The following is an 18,982-nucleotide window of genomic DNA, read 5'->3' on the forward strand; positions in this document are numbered from 1 at the left end:
TATAGGTCAGGTCATGTCCTAGTGGTGAGGCATTCTCGGAGGAACGAGAAACCACGAGAGGGAGACCCCATGAGTACCGACACCCCGGCCCGGCTCCTTCAGTTGCTCTCTCTTCTTCAGACTCCGCGGGAGTGGCCCGGTGGGGAGTTGTCCGAGCGGCTGGGGGTTTCGCGGCGGACTGTGCGGCGGGATGTGGACCGGCTGCGGGAACTCGGCTATCCGGTACAGGCGACGATGGGCGCGGACGGCGGGTATCGGCTGGTCGCCGGGAAGGCCATGCCGCCGCTGGTCCTCGACGACGAGGAGGCGGTGGCGATCGCGGTCGGGCTGCGGGCCGGTGCGGGGCACGCCGTCGCGGGCGTGGACGAGGCCTCCGTACGGGCGCTGGCCAAGCTCGAACAGGTCCTGCCGAGCCGCCTGAGGCATCGCGTCTCCACCCTGCAGGCCGCGACCACTCCACTGACCAGCGGCGACGGTGCGAGCATCGCGCCCGAGACGCTGACCGTGATGGCCTCGACGATCGCGGGGCGGGAACTGCTGCGGTTCGCGTACCGGGCGAAGGACGGCGCGGAGAGCCGGCGCCGGATCGAGCCTTACCGGCTGGTGTCGACCGGCCTCCGCTGGTACCTCGTCGCGTACGACCTCGACCGCGCGGACTGGCGTACGTTCCGGGTCGACCGGGTGGCCGACCCGTTCGCGACCGGGGCCCGTTTCACGCCGCGCGAGCTGCCCACGGGGAGCGCCGCCGAGTATCTGCGGCAGTCGATGCACCGGCGCCAGGAGACGTACGAGTTCGAGGTGACGTTCGCCGCGCCCGCGGAGTTCATCGCGGCGCGGCTGCCGGGGTGGCTCGGGGTGCCCGAGCCGGTCGACGAGCGGAGCTGTCGGCTGCGCAGCTCCTCCGGAGATGCCGTGGAGTGGCTGGCGGTACGGCTCGCGATGGTGGACTGCGAGTTCACCGTGCATGAGCCGGTTGAACTCGTGGAGTACGTACGGCAGTTGGGGGGCCGACTGAGCCGGGCGGCGGCGAATCGGTAGAGCGGCCTGAACGGCCCTTGCCCTCAGGCGCCGGACGGGCTGGGGGCGGCAGGTTCATTGTGAAGGTGCGGGTCCGGCTGTGGCTGGTCGCGCAGTTCCCCGCGCCCCTTGGGTATCTCGGCCCTGAGGCATTTCAGCCCCTCCGGCGTTTGAGGAGCGGGGGTTCGGGGGCGGAGCCCCCGAGCAGTGACGGGAACAGGTAGGGGCGGCGGGGGCGAAACAAGCCCGCCCCAGGCACCCGACCGGCAAGATTTGCCCTCATGGCACAATGTGCCACCCGGGTCACCCCGGGGTTCAGGTCCGGGGTGGCCCGGGCAGCCATGCCCACGCGGCTGCACCCAAACCCTCGCACCAAGCGCCCGCGCACCCGAAGCCACAGCCGCACTCGCAGCCGTACCCACCCCCAAAGATGGAGCCGAGCCCCGGCGCCAGGGGGGGAGGCGCCGGAGCTCGGCTCTGGGAGAGTCCCGGCGCCGGGGGGGGGTGTGCGTCGGGACTCGGCTCTGTGGGCCCTGGAGTCTTGTGCCCCGGGGCCGATGTGTTGAAGCGGCGGAATACGGACTTCTGTACGACTTTGTTCGAGACCTGCCCCGGCCGCCCGGCGAGGCACGGTCGACCCCGGTCACAGGTACATGGCCGGGTAAGAGCGCCTGCCCCGACGGAGCGAGGCCAATCCTCCCGACGACAGTGAGTTTCACCGTCCGGGACCGCCCGCCCGGGACGGGTCCCGCTGTCGGCGCGGGAGGCGTCCCGCCCGCTTCCGGCAGACAGTACACACCCGCCCCCGCGAAACCGGTCACAACCGCCCGGCGCGCGATACGCGCCCCCGGCCGGAAGCCACTCTCGCGGGGTGAGCCGTCGGCGGCCGGACCACCCGGCCGCCAGGGGCGGCTTACGCGGCGGCGTCGAAGCCCGTGTCGCGGGCCAGCTTCTTCAGTTCCAGCAGCGCGTGCTTCTCGATCTGGCGGATGCGCTCGCGCGTGAGGCCGTGCTCCTTGCCGACCTCGGTGAGCGTGCGCTCCCGGCCGTCCTCGATGCCGTACCGCATCTTGATGATCGAGGCCGTGCGCTGGTCGAGGCGGCCGATGAGGTCGTCCAGCTCCTCGCTGCGCAGCAGCGTGAGCACGGACTGCTCGGGCGAGACGGCGGAGGTGTCCTCCAGCAGGTCGCCGAACTGGGTGTCACCGTCGTCGTCCACCGCCATGTTCAGCGAGACCGGGTCGCGGGCCCAGTCCAGCACGTCGACCACGCGCTCCGGCTTCGTGTCCAGCTCCGCGGCGATCTCCGAGGGCTCCGGCTCACGGCCGTGCTCGCGGTTGAACTCGCGCTGCACACGGCGGATCCGGCCCAGCTCCTCCACCAGGTGGACGGGGAGGCGGATGGTGCGGGACTGGTCGGCGATGGAACGGGTGATGGCCTGACGGATCCACCAGGTCGCGTACGTCGAGAACTTGAAGCCCTTGCGGTAGTCGAACTTCTCGACGGCCCGGACCAGGCCCGCGTTCCCCTCCTGGATCAGGTCCAGGAGCGGCAGGCCACTGCGCGGGTAGCGACGGGCGACCGCCACGACCAGGCGGAGGTTCGACCGGATGAAGATGTCCTTGGCCCGCTCGGAGTCGGCGACCAGCGCTTCGAGCTCCTCGCGGGAGGCCTTCACCTTTGTGTCGGTGACCTCGCCGTCGAGGATCTGCTGGGCGTACACGCCCGCCTCGATGGTCTGGGAGAGGTCCACTTCCTTGGCGGCGTCGAGCAGCGGTGTGCGCGCGATCTCGTCGAGATACATGCCGACCAGGTCGCGGTCGGCGATCTCGCCGCCTACGACGCGAACACTGCGTGCCGCGTCGCTTCCGCCTGAGGCGGACTTACGACGGGCGACGGCACGGGTTGCCATGCGTGCTCCCTTGCGATGGTGGGCTTGCGGGTCCTAGTGGTTCTGGTGGTGGCTCGGACACCTTCCCGGGTGCCCTGCATCCGATGGAAACAACGACTGGAATCCGGACAGAATTCCCAACCTGCTACTCGATTTTTCTGATCTTGCAGTACCCTGTGCGGCCACCGAGGGAGGGCAGATGTCGTCGGAACGTACAGAGGTGCAGGTCAGGCCAGGAGTCGAGAGCGACCTCGACGCCCTCACGGACATCTACAACCACTACGTGCGTGAGACGCCGATCACGTTCGACACAGCGACCTTCACTCCGGTAGAGCGCCGCCCTTGGCTGCTCTCTCACCCTGAAGACGGCCCGCATCGGCTGATGGTTGCCACGGCCGGGGACTCACAGGAGATTCTGGGCTACGCCACATCCAGCGCGTTCCGGCCGAAGCCCGCGTACGAGACGTCCGTGGAGGTGACGATCTACCTCGCCCCGGACGCCGGTGGCCGGGGTGTCGGCACACTGCTCTACAAGGCCCTGTTCGCGGCGCTCGCGGACGAGGATCTGCACCGGGCCTACGCGGGGATCGCCCAGCCCAACGAGGCGTCCGTGCGGCTGCACGAGCGGTTCGGGTTCCGGTACGTCGGTACGTACCGGGAGGTGGGCCGGAAGTTCGGGCGGTACTGGGATGTGGCCTGGTACGAGAAGGAGCTCTGAGGGTTCCGCGCCACGGCCGGGGTCCGTCTCCCGGGCCCATCGCCCAGGGTCCGGTGCCAGGGGTCCGGCGCCGGGGGCCGTCGGCCGGGGCCCGCCGGTCTCAGCCGAACTGCACCGACCGCTTCGCCAGTCCCAGCCAGAAGCCGTCGATCACCGACCGCTGGGCGTCCAGTTCACCGGCGGCGTCCGCCGCGCCCATCGTCACGAACAGCGGGGCGAAGTGCTCGGTGCGCGGGTGGGCCAGCTGTCCCGCCGGGGACTTGTGGAGGAAGTCGAGGAGGCCGTCGACGTCACCCGAGTCCAGGGCCCGGTGGCCCCACTCGTCGAACTCCACCGACCAGCCGGGGATCCCGCCCTGCCGCAGGGCCGCCAGGTTGTGGGTGAAGAAGCCGGAGCCGACGATGAGGACGCCCTCGTCGCGCAGGGGTGCCAGCTTGCGGCCGATCTCCATGAGGCGGACGGGGTCCAGCGTGGGCATCGAGACCTGGAGGACCGGGATGTCGGCCGCGGGGAACATCTCCACGAGCGGGACGTACGCGCCGTGGTCCAGGCCGCGGTCCGGGATGTCCTGGACGGGCATGCCGGGGGCGCGCAGCAACTTGCGGACGGACTCGGCGAGTTCGGGTGCGCCGGGGGCCTCGTACCGCACCTTGTAGTAGTGCTCGGGGAAGCCCCAGAAGTCGTAGACCAGCGGGACGGTCCCGGTGGCCCCGAGGGCGAGCGGGGCCTCCTCCCAGTGCGCGGAGATCATGAGGATCGCCTTCGGGCGCGGCAGGTCCGCGGACCAGGCGGCGAGCTGGCCGGGCCAGATCGGATCGTCGGCCAGCGGCGGGGCCCCGTGGGAGAGGTAGAGGGCGGGCATGCGCTCCACGACGGCACGTTCCTCGGTGGCGGCGGACATGACGGCGGCTCCCTTGGGCACTCGTTCGACCGGCTCGACCGACACCGGCCGGGCCCACTTGCTTGAAGTATCAACTTCTGTGATATGAGGTTACTCCGCATTTGTTTAACGTTCAAGGAGGGGTCTCGTACAGTAGATGCATGAACACGGCATCCGCTGACGAGCCGCGCTGGCTCAGTGACGAGGAACAGCGCACGTGGCGTGCGTACATCCATGCCACCACACTTCTTGACGACCATCTCGACCGCCAGCTGCAGCGTGATGCGGGCATGCCTCACATCTACTACGGCCTGCTCGTCGGTCTCGCCGAGGCCCCGCGCCGGCGGCTGCGGATGACCGAGCTGGCGATGAAGGCGAAGATCACCAGGTCCCGGCTCTCGCACGCCATCGCGCGGCTGGAGAAGAACGGGTGGGTGAGGCGGGAGGACTGCCCCTCGGACAAGCGGGGGCAGTTCGCGGTGCTGACGGACGAAGGACACGAGGTGCTGATGCGGAGCGCGCCCGGGCATGTGGCCGCGGTCCGGCAGGCCTTCTTCGACCGGCTCACGCCCGATCAGCAGAAGGCCCTCGGGGAGGCCATGCTGCTCATCGCGGAAGGGCTCCAGCCGGAGGGGACGGGGGCGGACCTGCCCTGGCTGCGGTAGGGGTTCGCCGGGTTCGTCGTCGGGTGCGGGTTCGTAGTGGCTGGTCGCGCAGTTCCCCGCGCCCCCGAAGGGCCGCTCACGCGGCCCATCGCGGGCCCCGGCACCGGTCCGGGCCCCGGGCATGGGCATGGATCTGCCCCGGCTCCACCGCTCTCGGAGCCGGGGCAGATCCCGGTTCGTACGTATGAAGGCGTCCCCACCCCTGCACACGTACGAGGTCAGTGGGTGACCCCATGCGGGTCCGGTCGCACTAGTGGGCGATGACCGGGACCTTCACGTCGTCCTCGGCGCCTTCGAGGGAGCCCGCGGCCGCGGTGGCGTCGGGGCTTCCGGCGTTGATGAAGGTGAAGGCGATTCCCGCGGCGATGACGAGGATGCCGACGGCGAACCAGATCGCGTTGGTGTAGCCGTGCACTTGGGCCTGCAGCTGGACGAGCTGCTGCTGGGGCTGGGTGGTGGCACCGGCGATGTGGTCCTTGACGTACGCCGTGGTGGCCGACGCGGCGATCGTGTTCAGCAGAGCCGTACCGATCGCGCCGCCCACCTGCTGCGAGGTGTTGACCATCGCGGAGGCGACACCGGAGTCACGCGGCTCGACGCCCAGCGTGGCCAGGGACATGGCCGGCATGAACGCCGTACCCATACCGAGGCCGAGCAGCAGCATGGCCGGCAGGAGCAGGGCCGCGTACGAGGAGCCGATCTCCATCTGGGTCAGCAGCAGCATGCCGGCCGCGGCGACCAGGAAGCCCGGGCCCATCAGCAGACGCGCCGGGAGGCGGTTCATCAGCCGGGCGCCGATCTGCGTGGAGCCCGCGATCATGCCCGCGATCATCGGCAGGAAGGCGAAACCGGTCTTGACCGGCGAGTAGCCCTTCACGATCTGCAGGTAGTAGGTCAAGAAGAGGAACAGGCCGAACATCGCGATGATCGCGAGACCGAGCGAGAGGTAGACGCCGCCGCGGTTGCGCTCGGTGATGACGCGCAGGGGCAGCAGCGGGGCCTTGACCTTGGACTCGACGAGGACGAAGGCCGCGAGGAGCACCGCCGACGCGACGAACAGGCCGATGGTCATGGAGTCGCCCCAGCCCTCGGACTCGGCGCGGGTGAAGCCGTAGACGAGGGAGACCAGACCGACGGTGGACAGGACGACACCCGGGATGTCGAGCGGCGAGCGGTTGCGGCTGCCGGACGGCTCACGGATGACGAAGTACGCACCGGCCGCGGCGACGACCGCGAACGGGATGTTCACGAAGAACGTCCAGCGCCAGTCCAGGTACTCGGTGAGGAAGCCGCCGAGGATCAGGCCGACGGCGCCACCGCCACCGGCGATCGCACCGTAGATGCCGAACGCCTTGGCGCGCTCCTTGGAGTCGGTGAACATCACCGCGAGCAGCGACAGCGCGGCGGGCGCGAGCAGTGCGCCGAAGGCACCCTGCAGGGCACGGGAGCCGAGCAGCATCGCCTCGTTGGTCGCGGCACCGCCGAGGGCGGAGGCGCCGGCGAAGCCTATGAGGCCGGTGACGAAGGTGCGCTTGCGGCCCCAGATGTCGGCGATCCGGCCGCCGAAGAGGAGGAGTCCGCCGAAGGCGAGGGCGTAGGCCGTGATGACCCACTGCCGGTTGCCGTCGGAGATGCCCAGGTCCTGCTGGGCCGAGGGCAGCGCGATGTTCACGATGGTCGCGTCGAGCACGACCATGAGCTGGGCGAGCGCGATGAAGGTCAGCGCTTTCCAGCGGTTGGAATCGGGGGCCTGCGCCTTGCCGGCGGTGGCCTGGGCTGTTTCAGACATGGAGGTACCCACTTCGGGACTTCGGATCGAAAAAGACAGTGAGAGGGCGCGGCTCGTCGTCGGTGACGGCCGGGATGTTCGGTGCGTAAGTGGGGTTACGCGAGGACTGGTCGGGTCGTCGCTGGTAAGGACCGCCCGGAGGGGCGGAAGTCATCGGTCAGGCTTGTCGCAGGTCCTCCATGGTCGCGGTCATGCCCGGCAGTTCGGATCGGGCCGGGGCCCGCAGACCGTCCAGGAACAGCTGCAGGTGGCGGTGGACGAACCGGTCGAAGCACAGGGTCGCGGTACCGGCCGGGGGCCTGCTGAGCTGGGCCACGGCGATCATGATGTCGCCGACGCCCACGTCGGGTCGGAGCTGTCCGGCCTCGCGGGCGCGGGCCATCAGCCGCTCGGCCAGTTCCTCGATCCGCTCACGCGCCGCCTCCAGGTCCGGGTGGTGCTGGTCGAAGGCGCTGGACATCATCGGGCAGAGGGCCGAGAGCCGCTCGTCGGCACAGGCGTGCACGAAGCGCGACAGTGCCTCGAAGGAGTCGCCCGTCTCGGCGAGCGCGAGTTCGGCCGCCTCCGACGTACGGTCCATGACCGAGCAGACGACCTCCCGCACCAGTGCGTCCCGGTCCGGGAAGTTGCGGTACACCGTGGCGTTGCCGACGCCGGCCCGGCGAGCGATCTCGTCGAGCGGCACGTCGGGGCCGAACTCCACGAACATCTCGCGGGCGGCGGTGACGATCCGCTCCCGGTTGCGCAGGGCGTCGGCGCGCGGCCGGGTCACCTTGTGCTGTACGCGGACTGCGGTCTCCACGGCGTACTCCTTGAGCCGGTGGGTGCGATCCGGGGATCCACTCCCCGTTTCGCTCGGACACATGGCTAAACGGGGAAACGATCCCCAGTTATTTCCGAACATCGAAGAGATTCCATGTGACCCGCGTCACACCCTTCAGGGGCTCCCGCGAACAAGAAACCCACGATCGGTCTCCTCCAGCGCGCGCCCGCGCATCCGGCGGCACAGGGTGATCGAACAGGGTGCAGCCATACCGGCCGGCTGCCTGGAGCGAAAGGCCCCTGCATGCAGCCGACCAGCCGTCGGATATCCCCGCGCCGCCGCGCCGCAGCCCTCGCCTCGGTCACCGTCCTCACCCTGACGGTCAGCACCTCGGCCGGGACCGGACATCTGACGACCGGTTCCACCACGGCTGCGGGACCCATCGCGCTGGCGCGCTCCTCCCCTCTCGGTCCCTGCATGATCAGCGGCTCGATGGGCGTGCAGATGTCCGAGGGCATCCCCACCCCGGCCGGCTACTCGCGCTCCACCGGCACCGTCCGCGCCCTGAACCTGATGGTCGACTTCTCCGACGCGCCCGGCCAGGGCAGCGCGCTCGACCGCTTCGGTGAGTTCTTCCCGCAGACCACCAACTGGTTCCGCACCAGTTCGTACGGCCGCCTCGACTACCGCCCCGAGGCCCCGATAGGCGGCTGGCTGCGGATGCCCAAGTCCTTCGAGGAGTACGGGATAGAACGCGGGGCGCCCTTCGACCCCGGTTACCGCGAGCTGGTCCAGGACCTCGTGGCCGCTGCCGATCCGAAGGTGGACTTCAGGGAGTACGACCTGCTGAACGTCCTGATGACCCCGAACGCCGGCCCCTCCGCCCTGGACACGGTCCTGTCGGTGACCTTCGCGGGCAACACGGAGGCGCCGGTCGCGGACGGGGTGCCCGTCGCGAACGCGTCCTTCGTCTACAGCCGCCAGGACGACGGCTCGGGCTCGTACGAAGAGACCGGCTACCGCGTACTCCCCCACGAGAACGGCCATGTCTTCGGGCTGCCCGACCTCTACACCCAGGACGGGGGCGGCGCGGTCGGGCACTGGGACATCATGAGCGAGGACTGGGGGGCCGACAACGACCTGCTGGGCTGGCACAAGTGGAAGCTCGGCTGGCTCGACGACTCCCAGGTCGGCTGCGCGTCCGCGGCCGGCACCACCGAGCACGTCCTGACCCCGCTGGCCGAGCCCGGCACCGGCGGCAAGCTGGTCTTCGTCCCGGTCGACTCCAGGACGGGGTACGCGGTCGAGCTGCGCACCCAGGCCGGCAACGACGACGCGATCTGCAAGACGGGCGTTCTCATCTACAAGGTCGACGCGACCGTCGACACCGGCCGGGGCCCGATCACGGTCATCGACTCCACCAAGGACAGCGGCGGCTGCACCCGCAGCCCGAACGTCCACGCCGAACTCTCCGACGCGGCCTTCTCCCCCGGCCAGTACTTCAAGGACCTCAGAACCGGCATCCGCATCACGGTCGCGGGCACCGACTCCACGGGCAACCACCAGGTGTACGTGACCCGAGACCGCCAGGCGGCGTCGTAGGCCGCGGGGCCCCTTCAGGCGGCCGCGCCCTTTCAGGGGCGCGGGGCTGTGACATTTTGCGGCTCCGCCGCGGGGCGCGACCAGCCCTCACCGGCCCGCACCTCCGATACGGCCCTTCCCGCGGAGCGACCCGCATTCATTACCGTGGTCCGCACACCGTAATGGGGAGCCCATGCCACCGACCCACCTCACTCCGACCCACCTCACACCTGCCGAGCCCGACACAGTCGCCCCCGTCGAGGCAGTCGCCCCGCTGATGCGGGGCATCACCGTGCTGCTCCGGCTCACAGAGGCGGGCGGCACGTCGAGTCTCAGCGCCCTGGAGAAGGCCACCGGCCTCGCCAGGTCCACGGTGGACCGGATCGCGGCGACGCTGGCCCGCATGGGATACGTACGTCTCGACGGACGGGACGCCGTGCTCACGCCGCGGCTGATGGAGCTGGGCAACGCCTATCTGGCCGCCCTGCGGCTGCCCCGGCTGCTGGACGGGCGGGCCGACGCGCTCGCCGACGAACTGGACGAGTCGGTGTCGCTGGCGGTCGGCGACCGGGACGGCATCCGCTTCATCCATCAGGCGACCCGCCGGCGCGCGATGTCGCTGAGCTTCCGCATCGGCGATCTGCTCCCGGCCGAACGGACCGCGCCGGGCCCGCTGTTCGCCACGGGGTGGACCGACGAGGACTGGACGCGCTGGCGCGAACGGCGGGCCGCCGATCCCGAGGACCGCGGTTTCCCCGCCGTGCCACCCCGTGAACACCCCGCCGGGGACGAGGAGTTCGAGGAGCGGACACGTGAGGCGGCGGCGCGCGGCTGGGCGCTCGACGACCAGTTGATCGAGCCGGGCCTGGTCGCGCTCTCCGTTCCGGTACGGGATCGCGGTGGGCGTATCGCCTGCGTGGTGAGCGTGGTGAGCCACACCAGCCGGCACACCGCGGACTCCCTGCGGGACACCCTGCTGCCCCGGCTGCGGGCGACCGTGCGTGCGATGGAACGGGATCTTCGGGACGCCCCCGCGCAGCAGCCCGCCGCGCGCGCCGGTCTCGCCGCCTGGACCGGAGCCTCGAAGCAGGAACTGGGCCGGGAGTTCGTCGAGTCGCTGGCCCGCGGGCTGACCGTGATCACGGCGTTCGGCGAGGGCAGGGCCGAGCTGACGCTCACCGAGGTCGCGCAGGCCACCGGGCTCGCGCGGGCGACGGCCCGGCGTGCGCTGATCACCCTGGAGCACCTGGGTCAAGTGACCGCCCACGGGCGGACGTTCACCCTGACGCCGCGCGTCCTGGCACTCGGCTTCCCGCCGCTCTCCCGTACGACGCTTCCGCAGATCGCGGCCCCTCATCTCGCCGAACTCGCCGACCGGCTGCACGACTCGGCGTCCCTCGCGGTCCTCGCGGGCGACGAGATCCAATACACGGCCCGCGTCGCCACCAGCCGCATCATGAGCGTCAACATCACCGTCGGCACGCGCTTCCCCGCCTACGCAACCTCGCTGGGCCGGGTGATGCTCGCCGGCCTCGCCGCGGCCGAGCGGGGCCCGTTCCTGACCGGCCTGCACGCGCTGACCCCGCACACGGTCACGGACCCGGGGGCTCTCGCGGCCACCCTCGATCGCGTCCGGGAGGCCGGATACGCCCTGGTGGACGGGGAGTTGGAGGAGGGGTTGCGGTCGATCGCGGTTCCGGTGCGGGATCGTTCGGGGCTGGTCGTGGCGGCCGTGAACGTGGCGATGCACAGTTCGCGGCGGACGGTTGAGCAGTGTGTGGGTGAGGTGTTGCCGGAGCTGGCCGCGACGGCCGGGCGGATCGAGGGGGATCTTCGCGTGGCGGGGCGGTTTGCCCGTGTGCCGGTCGCCTAGCCGGCGGGGCGATGACGGCGGCGGGGCGGGTGGGAGACCGGGGTTGCCGGTCTCCCACCCGCCCTGGAGCGTTTCGCGCGGTGGGGGGTGGGGTCGTGCGTGGTGGGGAACGTGCGGGTTCGTGGGGGCTGGTCGCGCAGTTCCCCGCGCCCCTAAAGGGGCGCCGCCTCGGCCAGCTCGGCCGGTGCGGCCTCGGTCTCCGTGTTCCCGACAGGCGCCCCTTCGGGGAGGTCCTTGGTGCCCCTCATCAGGAAGAACGCCAGGACCGCCGCGCCGACCACTCCCGCCGCTCCCGTCAGGAAGCTCGCGGACATCGCGCTGGTGAAGGCGTCGTGGGTGGCGGTCAGGAGGGCGGGGTCCTTGGTGGTGGCGGCCGCCGCCAGGGCGTCGCCGATGGAGTGGCGGGCGGCCTCGGGGGCGTCGGACGGCATGTTCCCGGTGAAGGTGCTGGAGAGGACGGCGCCGAGGATCGCGACACCGAGGGCGGCACCGGCCTGCTGGACCGTGTCGTTGAGGGCGGAGCCGACACCGGCGTGCTCGTCGGGGATGGCGCCCATCATGGCCGACATCGCGGCGGGCATCGCCAGCCCGCCACCGGCGCCCATCAGGCACATCGCACCGGCGAGGATGCCCCAGCCGCTGTCCGTGCCCAGCGTGGAGAGCAGGCCGAACCCGGCGGCGATGACAAGGAGTCCGAAGACCGCCATGGCGCGGTTGCCGGTCTTCGACAGCAGTGCGGCGCCGATGCTGTTGAAGACCAGGGTGGCGAGGGCCAGCGGCATGAAGGCGAGACCCGCCTCGGTGGCGGAGTAGCCGAGGACGAACTGCAGGTACTGCGTGAGGACCAGCATCAGACCGCCGTTGGCGAGGGTCAGCAGGACGAGCGAGAAGCTGGCGCCGGTGAACACACGGTTCCTGAAGAGCTGCACGGGGACCATCGGGGACTTGCAGCGCGCCTCCCACACGGCGAACCCGACCAGGCTGAACACCGTCAGGGCGAGTGAGATCTGCGTGCCCAGGTGGCCGAGGCCGCCCTTGGGGAGCTCGACGATCGTCCAGACGAGCGCGGTCATACCGACCATCGAGAGGACCATGCCGACCGGATCGGCCTTGCGCCAGGGGCCCTTGGACTCCGGCATCAGGATGAGCGCGGCGACGATGGCGAGGAGCGCGATGGGGATGTTGATGAGGAACACGACGCCCCACCAGTAGTGGGCGAGCAGGGCGCCGCCGAGCACGGGACCGCCGACCAGACCGACCATCGCGACGGCGCTCCAGGCTGCGATCGCCTTGGGCCGCTCCTCGTCGTCGAAGACCGTGATGAGGATCGAGAGCGTGCTGGGCATCACCAGGGCGCCGCCGACGCCCATCAACACCCGTCCCAGGATGAGCAGTTCGGGTGTGGTGGCCTCCATCGCCACCACTGAGGCGGCTCCGAAGAGCGCCAGCCCGATGACCATCACCTTCCGGCGCCCGAACTTGTCGGACAGGCTTCCCGCGGTCAGCAGCAGTCCGGCGAAGACGAGCATGTACGAGTCGAGGATCCACTGCAGATCGGAGGCGCTCGCCCTGAGGTCCTCGGCGATCGTCGGGATCGCGACGGTGAGAACCATGTTGTCGACGACCAGCACCAGGGTGCTGAGGCACAACACGATCAGGATGAGCCAGCGGCGCGGGTGACGGTCCATCTTCCTGCCTTTCGAGCGGTACGGGCCTGGCGGCGCACACCTCTCCCGGTTCCGGGACGTCGTGCGCTCGGTAGGAACAACGTACCGACTTGCGCACAGTGTGCGCAAGAGGGGAACGGCGTACTCGCCGGAGGTCTCCGGGTCGCCCGGACCTACGCCCCAGGTACCGGTGACACCTGGTCCGCACGCCCGATCCCCTTGGGACACAGGGCAGTTAGCGTCGGCGGCATGCGTATCGGAATTCTCGGCACGGGCAATGTCGCCCGTGCGCTGGCAGCCGGCTGGTCCACCGCGGGGCACGACGTCGTGCTCGGCTCACGCAGACCGGAGGAACGTACGGATGTGACGGAGGCGGGCTTCACCGTCGTGGGGCTCGACGCGGCGGTCGCGGACGCGGAGGTGGTGGTCAACGCGACGCCCGGGACGGTGTCCGTGGACCTGCTGGGTTCGGTCGGGGCGACGGCTCTCGCCGGGAAGACGCTCGTCGACGTGGGCGTCGGCCTGTCCGACGACTTCACCGAGCTGTCGCACCCCAACAGCAGCCTGGGAGAGCTGATCCAGAAGGCGTTCCCGGAGACACCCGTCGTCAAGACGCTGTGCACGATGGACGCGTCGGTGATGGTGCGGCCGGGCGCGCTGGAGGGCCGGAGCACCGTCTTCCTGTCCGGTGACAGCGGGGCGGCCAAGCAGCTCACCGCCCGGCTGCTCACCGACCTCGGCTGGTCCGCGGCCTCACAGCTGGACCTCGGCGGCATCGGCACCGCACGCGGTCAGGAGCACTTCGCACTGCTCTTCGTCGGCATCGCGGAGGGCCTGGGCACCCACGCCTTCAACATCGACGTCGTCACGCTCCCGACCGGGCCGTGACGCGGAACGGCGAGGGCACGCCGTCGGCCCCCGTCATTCCCTCCCGCCACCCAGAGGCCACCAGCCCCTTGAGCGCCACCTCCGTGGCGAGCCGCGGCAGCAGCAGCGCCCAGAAGCGGGTCAGCATGGACTGCGACAGCCACTGCGCGTTCCGGCTGCCCAGGGCCCCGAAGCCCACGGTGGCCGCGACCACGGCATGGGCCGCGTCCTGCGGCGACACGTCACGGGCCAGCGTGCCCTCGCGGGCCGCCTCGGCCAGTACGCCCTCCACCCAGGCCTGCCACCGCCGCCGCAGATCCGCCCCGGCCGCCACGGGCACCGGGCTCTCGCTCAGGTCGAACCCGGCGCGCAGGATCACGTCGTGCCGCAGGCCCCGGAGCAGCGCGTGCGTGGCGTCGACCAGCACCTGCAGGGGCCCGCCGGGACCGGTGCCCCCAGTACCCTCGGCGGTCGCGGCGGCCTCACTCCTCGCCCGGCCCTCGGCCGTGATCCGCCCGAGCCGCTGCGCAGCCGCCTCCCACACCGCCACGGCCAGCGCCGCCTTGCTGGCGAAGTGGAAGTGCAGCGCGCCGTTGCTGACTCCGGCCCGGGCGCTGATCGTGGACAGGGACACGACGTCGAAGCCGTCCTTGCAGAAGAGCTCGGCCGCCGACTCGATCAACGCGTTGCGCGTACGAACCGCGCGTTCCTGCTGGGCCATCAGAGCACTCCGTTGCTGCGGGGGGCATGCCAGAGAGGCGCCCCCACAATAACAAACCGCACAGGCGGTTTCTATTGCCGTGTCATTGCGATTGCTACTGCTACTACTGCTCCTGCTCCTGCTCCTGCTCCTGCTCCTGCTGGGCGCGGAGCACGGGCAGCGACCCGTAGCCGTTGACGATGAAGGACTCCACCGGCTCGATGCCGTCCACCGGAGCCGCCGGCGACAGCCCGGGGAAGCGGTCGAACAGCCCCGCCAGCGCCACGCTCGCCTCGATCCGCGCGAGCGGCGCCCCCAGGCACCGGTGCACACCGAACCCGAAGGCCAGATCCTCGCGGCGGCCCGGGCGCAGCAGGTCGAAGACGGCGACGTCCTCCCCGTACGCCTCCGGATCTCCGGACGCGGCGGCGAAGGAGACCAGGATCGGGTCGCCCTTGCGAATCAGTACGCCGTCGGACTCGCCACCGGACCCGGCGTCGGCCGGTGCGGGGTTCCCCAGCGCGATGTCGTCCACCGCGAACCGCATCGGGGAGTACGCCGCCGGGCTGTGCACCCGCAGCGTCTCGTCCACCACGTCCATCCAGGTGGCCCGGCCTGCGCGGACGTGCGCGAGCTGTTCCGGGTGGGAGAGCAGGGCCCCGACGGCGTTGGTGATGAGCGTGCAGGTCGTCTCCTGACCCGCGGCGATCATGAGGTAGAGGGTGCCGAGGAGTTCCTCCTCGGTGAGCCCGCCGTCCTCGTCCTGGTCGCGGGCCCCGATCAGCGCGGACGTGAGATCGCCACCGGGTTCGGCCCGCTTCTCGGCGACCAGTCGGGCGAGCATCCCGAAGACCTCGATCTGCGCGGCGGCCATGCGCTCGGCGGGCACGGCCGTGCCGAACACCAACTCCAGCGCGGTGCACAGGGGTTCACGCGTCTCCTCCGCCACCCCGAACAGTTCGCAGATGACCCGCATCGGCAGCAGCCTGGCGAAGTCGGCCCGCAGATCGACCGGTTCACCGTCCGGCACCGCGGCCAGGTCGTCCAGCAGCCCGGCCGTGATCTCCTCGATCCGCGGTCGCAGGGCCTCGCTCCGGCGCGTGGTGAAGGCGCCCGCGACCAGCCGCCGCAGCCGGGAGTGGTGATCCCCGTATGCGAACAGCATGTTCTCGTTGGCGACCCACGGGTACAGCGGCCACTCGGGGCCTATCCGACCCTCGACGAAGGCGGGCCAGTGCTGCCGGGCGTCCTTCGACACCCTTGGATCCAGCAGGAGTTGCTTGACGTACTTCTGCCGTACGGCCGCCCAGGCGACCACCCCGCCCGGCAGTTCCACCTCGGCCACCGGCCCTCGGGAGCGCAGCTTCTCGGCCTCCGAGGCGAGATCGCGCCCGGTCACGTCCAGCGCGTACGGGCAAGCAGGCATGTCCATCCGTGCACTCCGTTCGGTTTGGTCGTCGGCGCACCCCCGGCGCGAGGGCGCTTCACTGAGCGGCGGTCGCGACCTCCGCGGGCGCCCCGGCCCCGGCCTGCGGGCCGGTCGCGATGTCCGCCTCCGGGCCGTCCTCCAGTCCGTCCTCCAGGTCGCCTTCCGCCTCGGCCTCGGCCGCCTCCGCCTCGCGCAGTTCCATGGCCTCGCGGTGGATCCTCGCCGCCCGCTCCGGTGTGAAGTCCAGCCGGACGAGCACGCCCGGCACCGCGATCGACGGCATCAGATGCCGGTAGAGGTCGGCCACCCGCTCCGCCAGATCCTCGCGGCCGGTCATGATCCGCGACAGCACCTGTACGCCGGTGAAGGCGCCGACGAACAGCTTCGCGAGCGAGTCCACATCGGCGTGCGGCAGGACCTCGCCCCTCGCCATGGCCTCCTGGAAGAGGGCCCGGGTGTGGTCCTGCCAGGCCCCCATCGGCACCCGCCGGTTCAGGTGGTCCTTGGGCGACCCATGGTCGACGGTCAGCCGCACACTGCCCTGGACGATCGGATCACCCGTGTCCCGCTTGAGCAGATACGCGAGCAGCAGCGCCTCGTCCAGCGACTGCTGGAGCTTCAGCTCCCTTTCGGGCACGCGCGGCAGGGCCCCGACCTGCGCCGCGAGGACCGCCTGGGCGAGCTCCTCCTTGGACGTGAAGTGGAAGTAGAGGGCGCCCTTGGTCATGCCCGACTTCTTGAGGACGTCCGAGATGGTCGCCGCTTCGTATCCGACCTCGTCGAACACCTCGGCCGCCGCGACCAGAATCGCCCGCCGCGTCCGAATGGCCCGCTCTTGCCGCGCCACGAACAACCTCCGTACCATCCCGCTCACCGGGAAAAGAGACCTTGAGGTCTGTACTGGGCAGCCGTGACCTCGCGGTTCAGAATAAAACCAGCCGAACGGTTTCTCAAGGATTCACCCATATCGAACTCGCGGCCCCACTGTGAGCTGCGCCGACCCTTCGGCCGCGCCGCGAGCGCCCCCTCGGGCTCCCCCAGTGAGCACCTTCGCCTCCCTGAGCACCCTTGAAAACAAAACCGGTTGGTACGTATCTTCGGTGCGCAGTGGTTCGTACCTGACCGGTTCCCACACCCAGGGGAGTTCGATGGCCGTGCCCGCACACACCAAGACCCACCCCGTCGCCGACGAGCTGGCCCAGCTGCTCTTCGAGGGCGCCGATCGCGACCGCGTGCACGGGGCCTGGCGTCGGCTCGTGTCCGGCAAGGAGTTCGCGTACCGCCCGGGGCTGTCTCCCGAGGAACGGACGGCCCTCTCGTACGAGCGGTTGCGGCTCCTCAACGACGCGGCCGGCGACCCGGTGGAGCTGGCGGCCGATCCGTACCGCCTCGCCGGGCTGCACGAGTGGACGGGACCGGTGGACGGCGGGCTGACCACGCTCGCGAGCATCCACTACAACCTGTTCCTCGGGAGCGTCCTCGACCACGACGGCGGCCGGAACAGGGACCTGTCCGCGTTCACCTCGCTCCGGCGCACAGGAACGTTTCTCTGCACGGAGCTGGAGCACGGGAACGACGTAGCTTCGATGGAGACCGTCGCGGTGTTCGACCGCACGACCGGCGGCTTCCACCTCACCACCCCCACGCCGGGCGCGCGGAAGTTCATGCCCAACACCAGCCTGACCGGCGGCCCCAAGACGGCGGTGGTAGCCGCCCGCCTCGTCGTCGACGAAGAGGACCAGGGCACCTTCCTCTTCCTGACCCCGCTCAGCGACGAGAACGGCCACCTCCCCGGCGTACGGGTCCGGCCGCTCCCCCAGCGCACCGGCACTCCGGTCGACCACTGCCTCACCTCGTTCGACCGGGTGTGGCTGCCGCGCGAGGCACTGCTGGAGGCCGAGCACGGGCGGCTCGGCGCCGACGGAACACTGGCCAGCACCCTCGGCAACAGGCGCAAGCGGCTGCTGCGCTCCATCAACCGCGTCACCATGGGCAAGCTGTGCATGAGCGCCGGCACGCTGGGCATGTCACGGGCCGCGCTGACCATCGCGGTGCGGTACGCGCACAGCCGCTTCCTGGCCGGGCCGAAGGCGGGCGAGCGCATTCCGCTGGCCGCCCACCGCAGCCACCACGGCCGGCTGCTGCACGCGCTGGCGACGGCGTACGCGATGACGTTCCTGCACCGCTCGCTGGTGAGCCGTTTCGCCGTGCACGCGGACGGGGACCGGGCCGAGGTGGAGCGCGAGGTGGCCGTGGCGAAGGGCTGGATCACCTGGCAGGCCCGCGCGATCACCACCGAGTGCCGCGAACGCTGCGGCGCCCAGGGCCTGTTCCCGGTCAACGGACTGGCCGACCTCCCCCTCAACATCGAGGGCGGCATCACCGCCGAGGGCGACAACCTGGTGATCTGGGTGAAGGCCGCCTCCGAGATGGTCTTCGGCCACGAGGGCGTACGCCCGGGCGAGTCCGGCGATCCCGAGGGCCGGGAGCTCACCGAACTCCCCTTCCTCCGCGACCTGTTGGCCGAGGCCGAGCGCATCTGGCAGGACCGGGCGCGTACGGCCCTGCGCGAAGGCCCCTCGGGCGACCCGGTCGGCCGCTGGAACGTGACCTCGGACGCCGCCCTGGAGATGGTCTCCGCGCACGCCCGGCTCCAGGCCGCCGACGCGTTCCTCGCCGCGGCCGCCCGGGCGGAGGACCCCCGGGCCGCCTTCCTGATGCGGAGCCTGTGCCGGCTGTTCCTGCTGCGGCAACTCGGCGACCACACGGGGGATCTGCTCGCCGAGGGGCGGCTCACGCCGGATCACGTACGGGCCCTGCCAAAGGCCGTCGACACGGTTGTGGGGGAACTCGCTCCCCATCTGATGACCCTCGTGGACGCCTTCGATCTGCCTGCGCAGGTGCTGTCGGGCATTCCGATTGCGAGTGGGGGGTCGGTCGGCGGGGGCGAGGCCGACTGGGAGGAGGCGGCGGTGGGGGTGGTGGGTGCGGGGTGCGTTGAAGGTGTCGGCGTGTACTGAGGGGCGGGGAGTGGGGGCGTAGAGGCGAAGGCTCGGAACACTGTGCGCATAACTTTCGGGGCGTACGCTTGATGCGTATGGTGTACGCACACGTAGCCGCCGAGTGACCACAGAGCAGGAGC

At 70.7% G+C, this 18,982-nt stretch carries 14 protein-coding genes and 1 pseudogene; 7 read left to right on the top strand and 8 right to left on the bottom strand.

What is annotated here, in order from left to right; all coding sequences use genetic code 11:
• Positions 1-69: 69 nt before the first annotated feature.
• Entirely contained in the window at positions 70-1,038 is a 969-nt protein-coding gene (locus OG718_RS24535) for a helix-turn-helix transcriptional regulator (RefSeq protein ID WP_143638826.1), read from the top strand.
• An 892-nt stretch (positions 1,039-1,930) separates the two neighbouring features.
• Here the strand turns inward: OG718_RS24535 and OG718_RS24540 are convergent.
• Positions 1,931-2,929, bottom strand: coding sequence for a sigma-70 family RNA polymerase sigma factor (locus OG718_RS24540; RefSeq protein ID WP_143638824.1), 999 nt, complete (start codon positions 2,927-2,929; stop codon positions 1,931-1,933).
• A gap of 178 nt (positions 2,930-3,107) precedes the next feature.
• On the opposite strand from OG718_RS24540, the gene OG718_RS24545 reads away from it, so the two are divergent.
• Positions 3,108-3,626 (top strand): GNAT family N-acetyltransferase, encoded by a 519-nt coding sequence (locus tag OG718_RS24545; RefSeq protein ID WP_306938581.1) that lies wholly within the window; start codon positions 3,108-3,110, stop codon positions 3,624-3,626.
• 100 nt (positions 3,627-3,726) lie between these two features.
• On the opposite strand, the gene OG718_RS24550 is transcribed toward OG718_RS24545, so the two are convergent.
• A complete protein-coding gene (locus OG718_RS24550; protein WP_186001233.1) occupies positions 3,727-4,527 on the bottom strand; it encodes a dioxygenase family protein in 801 nt (266 codons plus the stop codon).
• 140 nt (positions 4,528-4,667) lie between these two features.
• Between OG718_RS24550 and OG718_RS24555 the strand changes: the two genes are divergently transcribed.
• Positions 4,668-5,171, top strand: coding sequence for a MarR family winged helix-turn-helix transcriptional regulator (locus OG718_RS24555; RefSeq protein WP_143638821.1), 504 nt, complete (start codon positions 4,668-4,670; stop codon positions 5,169-5,171).
• Between the two features lie 250 nt (positions 5,172-5,421).
• On the opposite strand, the gene OG718_RS24560 is transcribed toward OG718_RS24555, so the two are convergent.
• Together OG718_RS24560 and OG718_RS24565 are read right to left on the bottom strand one after the other, a co-directional pair.
• Positions 5,422-6,960 carry an MFS transporter gene (locus OG718_RS24560; RefSeq protein WP_143638819.1) on the bottom strand — a complete coding sequence of 513 codons (1,539 nt, stop codon included), beginning with the start codon at positions 6,958-6,960 and terminating at the stop codon, positions 5,422-5,424.
• 157 nt (positions 6,961-7,117) lie between these two features.
• The gene (locus OG718_RS24565) at positions 7,118-7,762 is read right to left on the bottom strand and encodes a TetR/AcrR family transcriptional regulator (protein ID WP_143638817.1); all 645 of its coding nucleotides are present in this window, start codon (positions 7,760-7,762) and stop codon (positions 7,118-7,120) included.
• 264 nt (positions 7,763-8,026) lie between these two features.
• Here OG718_RS24565 and OG718_RS24570 point away from each other — a divergent pair, with 264 nt between their 5' ends.
• Both OG718_RS24570 and OG718_RS24575 read left to right on the top strand, forming a co-directional pair.
• Positions 8,027-9,325 (top strand): M6 family metalloprotease domain-containing protein, encoded by a 1,299-nt coding sequence (locus OG718_RS24570; RefSeq protein WP_143638816.1) that lies wholly within the window; start codon positions 8,027-8,029, stop codon positions 9,323-9,325.
• A gap of 172 nt (positions 9,326-9,497) precedes the next feature.
• A complete protein-coding gene (locus tag OG718_RS24575; RefSeq protein ID WP_328845163.1) occupies positions 9,498-11,177 on the top strand; it encodes an IclR family transcriptional regulator domain-containing protein in 1,680 nt (559 codons plus the stop codon).
• Between the two features lie 152 nt (positions 11,178-11,329).
• Here OG718_RS24575 and OG718_RS24580 read toward each other — a convergent pair.
• A pseudogene (locus OG718_RS24580) lies at positions 11,330-12,874 on the bottom strand (MFS transporter); the annotation flags it as partial.
• A 219-nt stretch (positions 12,875-13,093) separates the two neighbouring features.
• Here OG718_RS24580 and OG718_RS24585 point away from each other — a divergent pair.
• On the top strand, positions 13,094-13,732 hold the full coding sequence (locus tag OG718_RS24585) for an NADPH-dependent F420 reductase (protein ID WP_143638812.1): 639 nt from the start codon (positions 13,094-13,096) through the stop codon (positions 13,730-13,732).
• Here OG718_RS24585 and OG718_RS24590 read toward each other — a convergent pair.
• The 3 genes from OG718_RS24590 to OG718_RS24600 form a co-directional block, all read right to left on the bottom strand.
• Positions 13,710-14,432: a ScbR family autoregulator-binding transcription factor gene (locus tag OG718_RS24590; protein WP_328845164.1), complete on the bottom strand. Its 723-nt coding sequence runs from the start codon at positions 14,430-14,432 to the stop codon at positions 13,710-13,712. The two genes, OG718_RS24585 and OG718_RS24590, sit on opposite strands and share 23 nt — an antisense overlap.
• Positions 14,433-14,535: 103 nt before the next feature.
• Positions 14,536-15,843 carry a cytochrome P450 family protein gene (locus tag OG718_RS24595; RefSeq protein WP_328845165.1) on the bottom strand — a complete coding sequence of 436 codons (1,308 nt, stop codon included), beginning with the start codon at positions 15,841-15,843 and terminating at the stop codon, positions 14,536-14,538.
• 52 nt (positions 15,844-15,895) lie between these two features.
• Complete coding sequence (locus OG718_RS24600; protein WP_328845166.1) at positions 15,896-16,687, bottom strand: ScbR family autoregulator-binding transcription factor; 792 nt, start codon at positions 16,685-16,687, stop codon at positions 15,896-15,898.
• A gap of 253 nt (positions 16,688-16,940) precedes the next feature.
• Between OG718_RS24600 and OG718_RS24605 the strand changes: the two genes are divergently transcribed.
• Positions 16,941-18,860 (top strand): acyl-CoA dehydrogenase family protein, encoded by a 1,920-nt coding sequence (locus OG718_RS24605; protein ID WP_328845167.1) that lies wholly within the window; start codon positions 16,941-16,943, stop codon positions 18,858-18,860.
• The last annotated feature ends 122 nt before the right edge of the window (positions 18,861-18,982 follow it).

The sequence above is a fragment of the Streptomyces sp. NBC_00258 genome (assembly GCF_036182465.1).
In the GTDB taxonomy this organism is placed as follows: Bacteria; Actinomycetota; Actinomycetes; order Streptomycetales; family Streptomycetaceae; genus Streptomyces.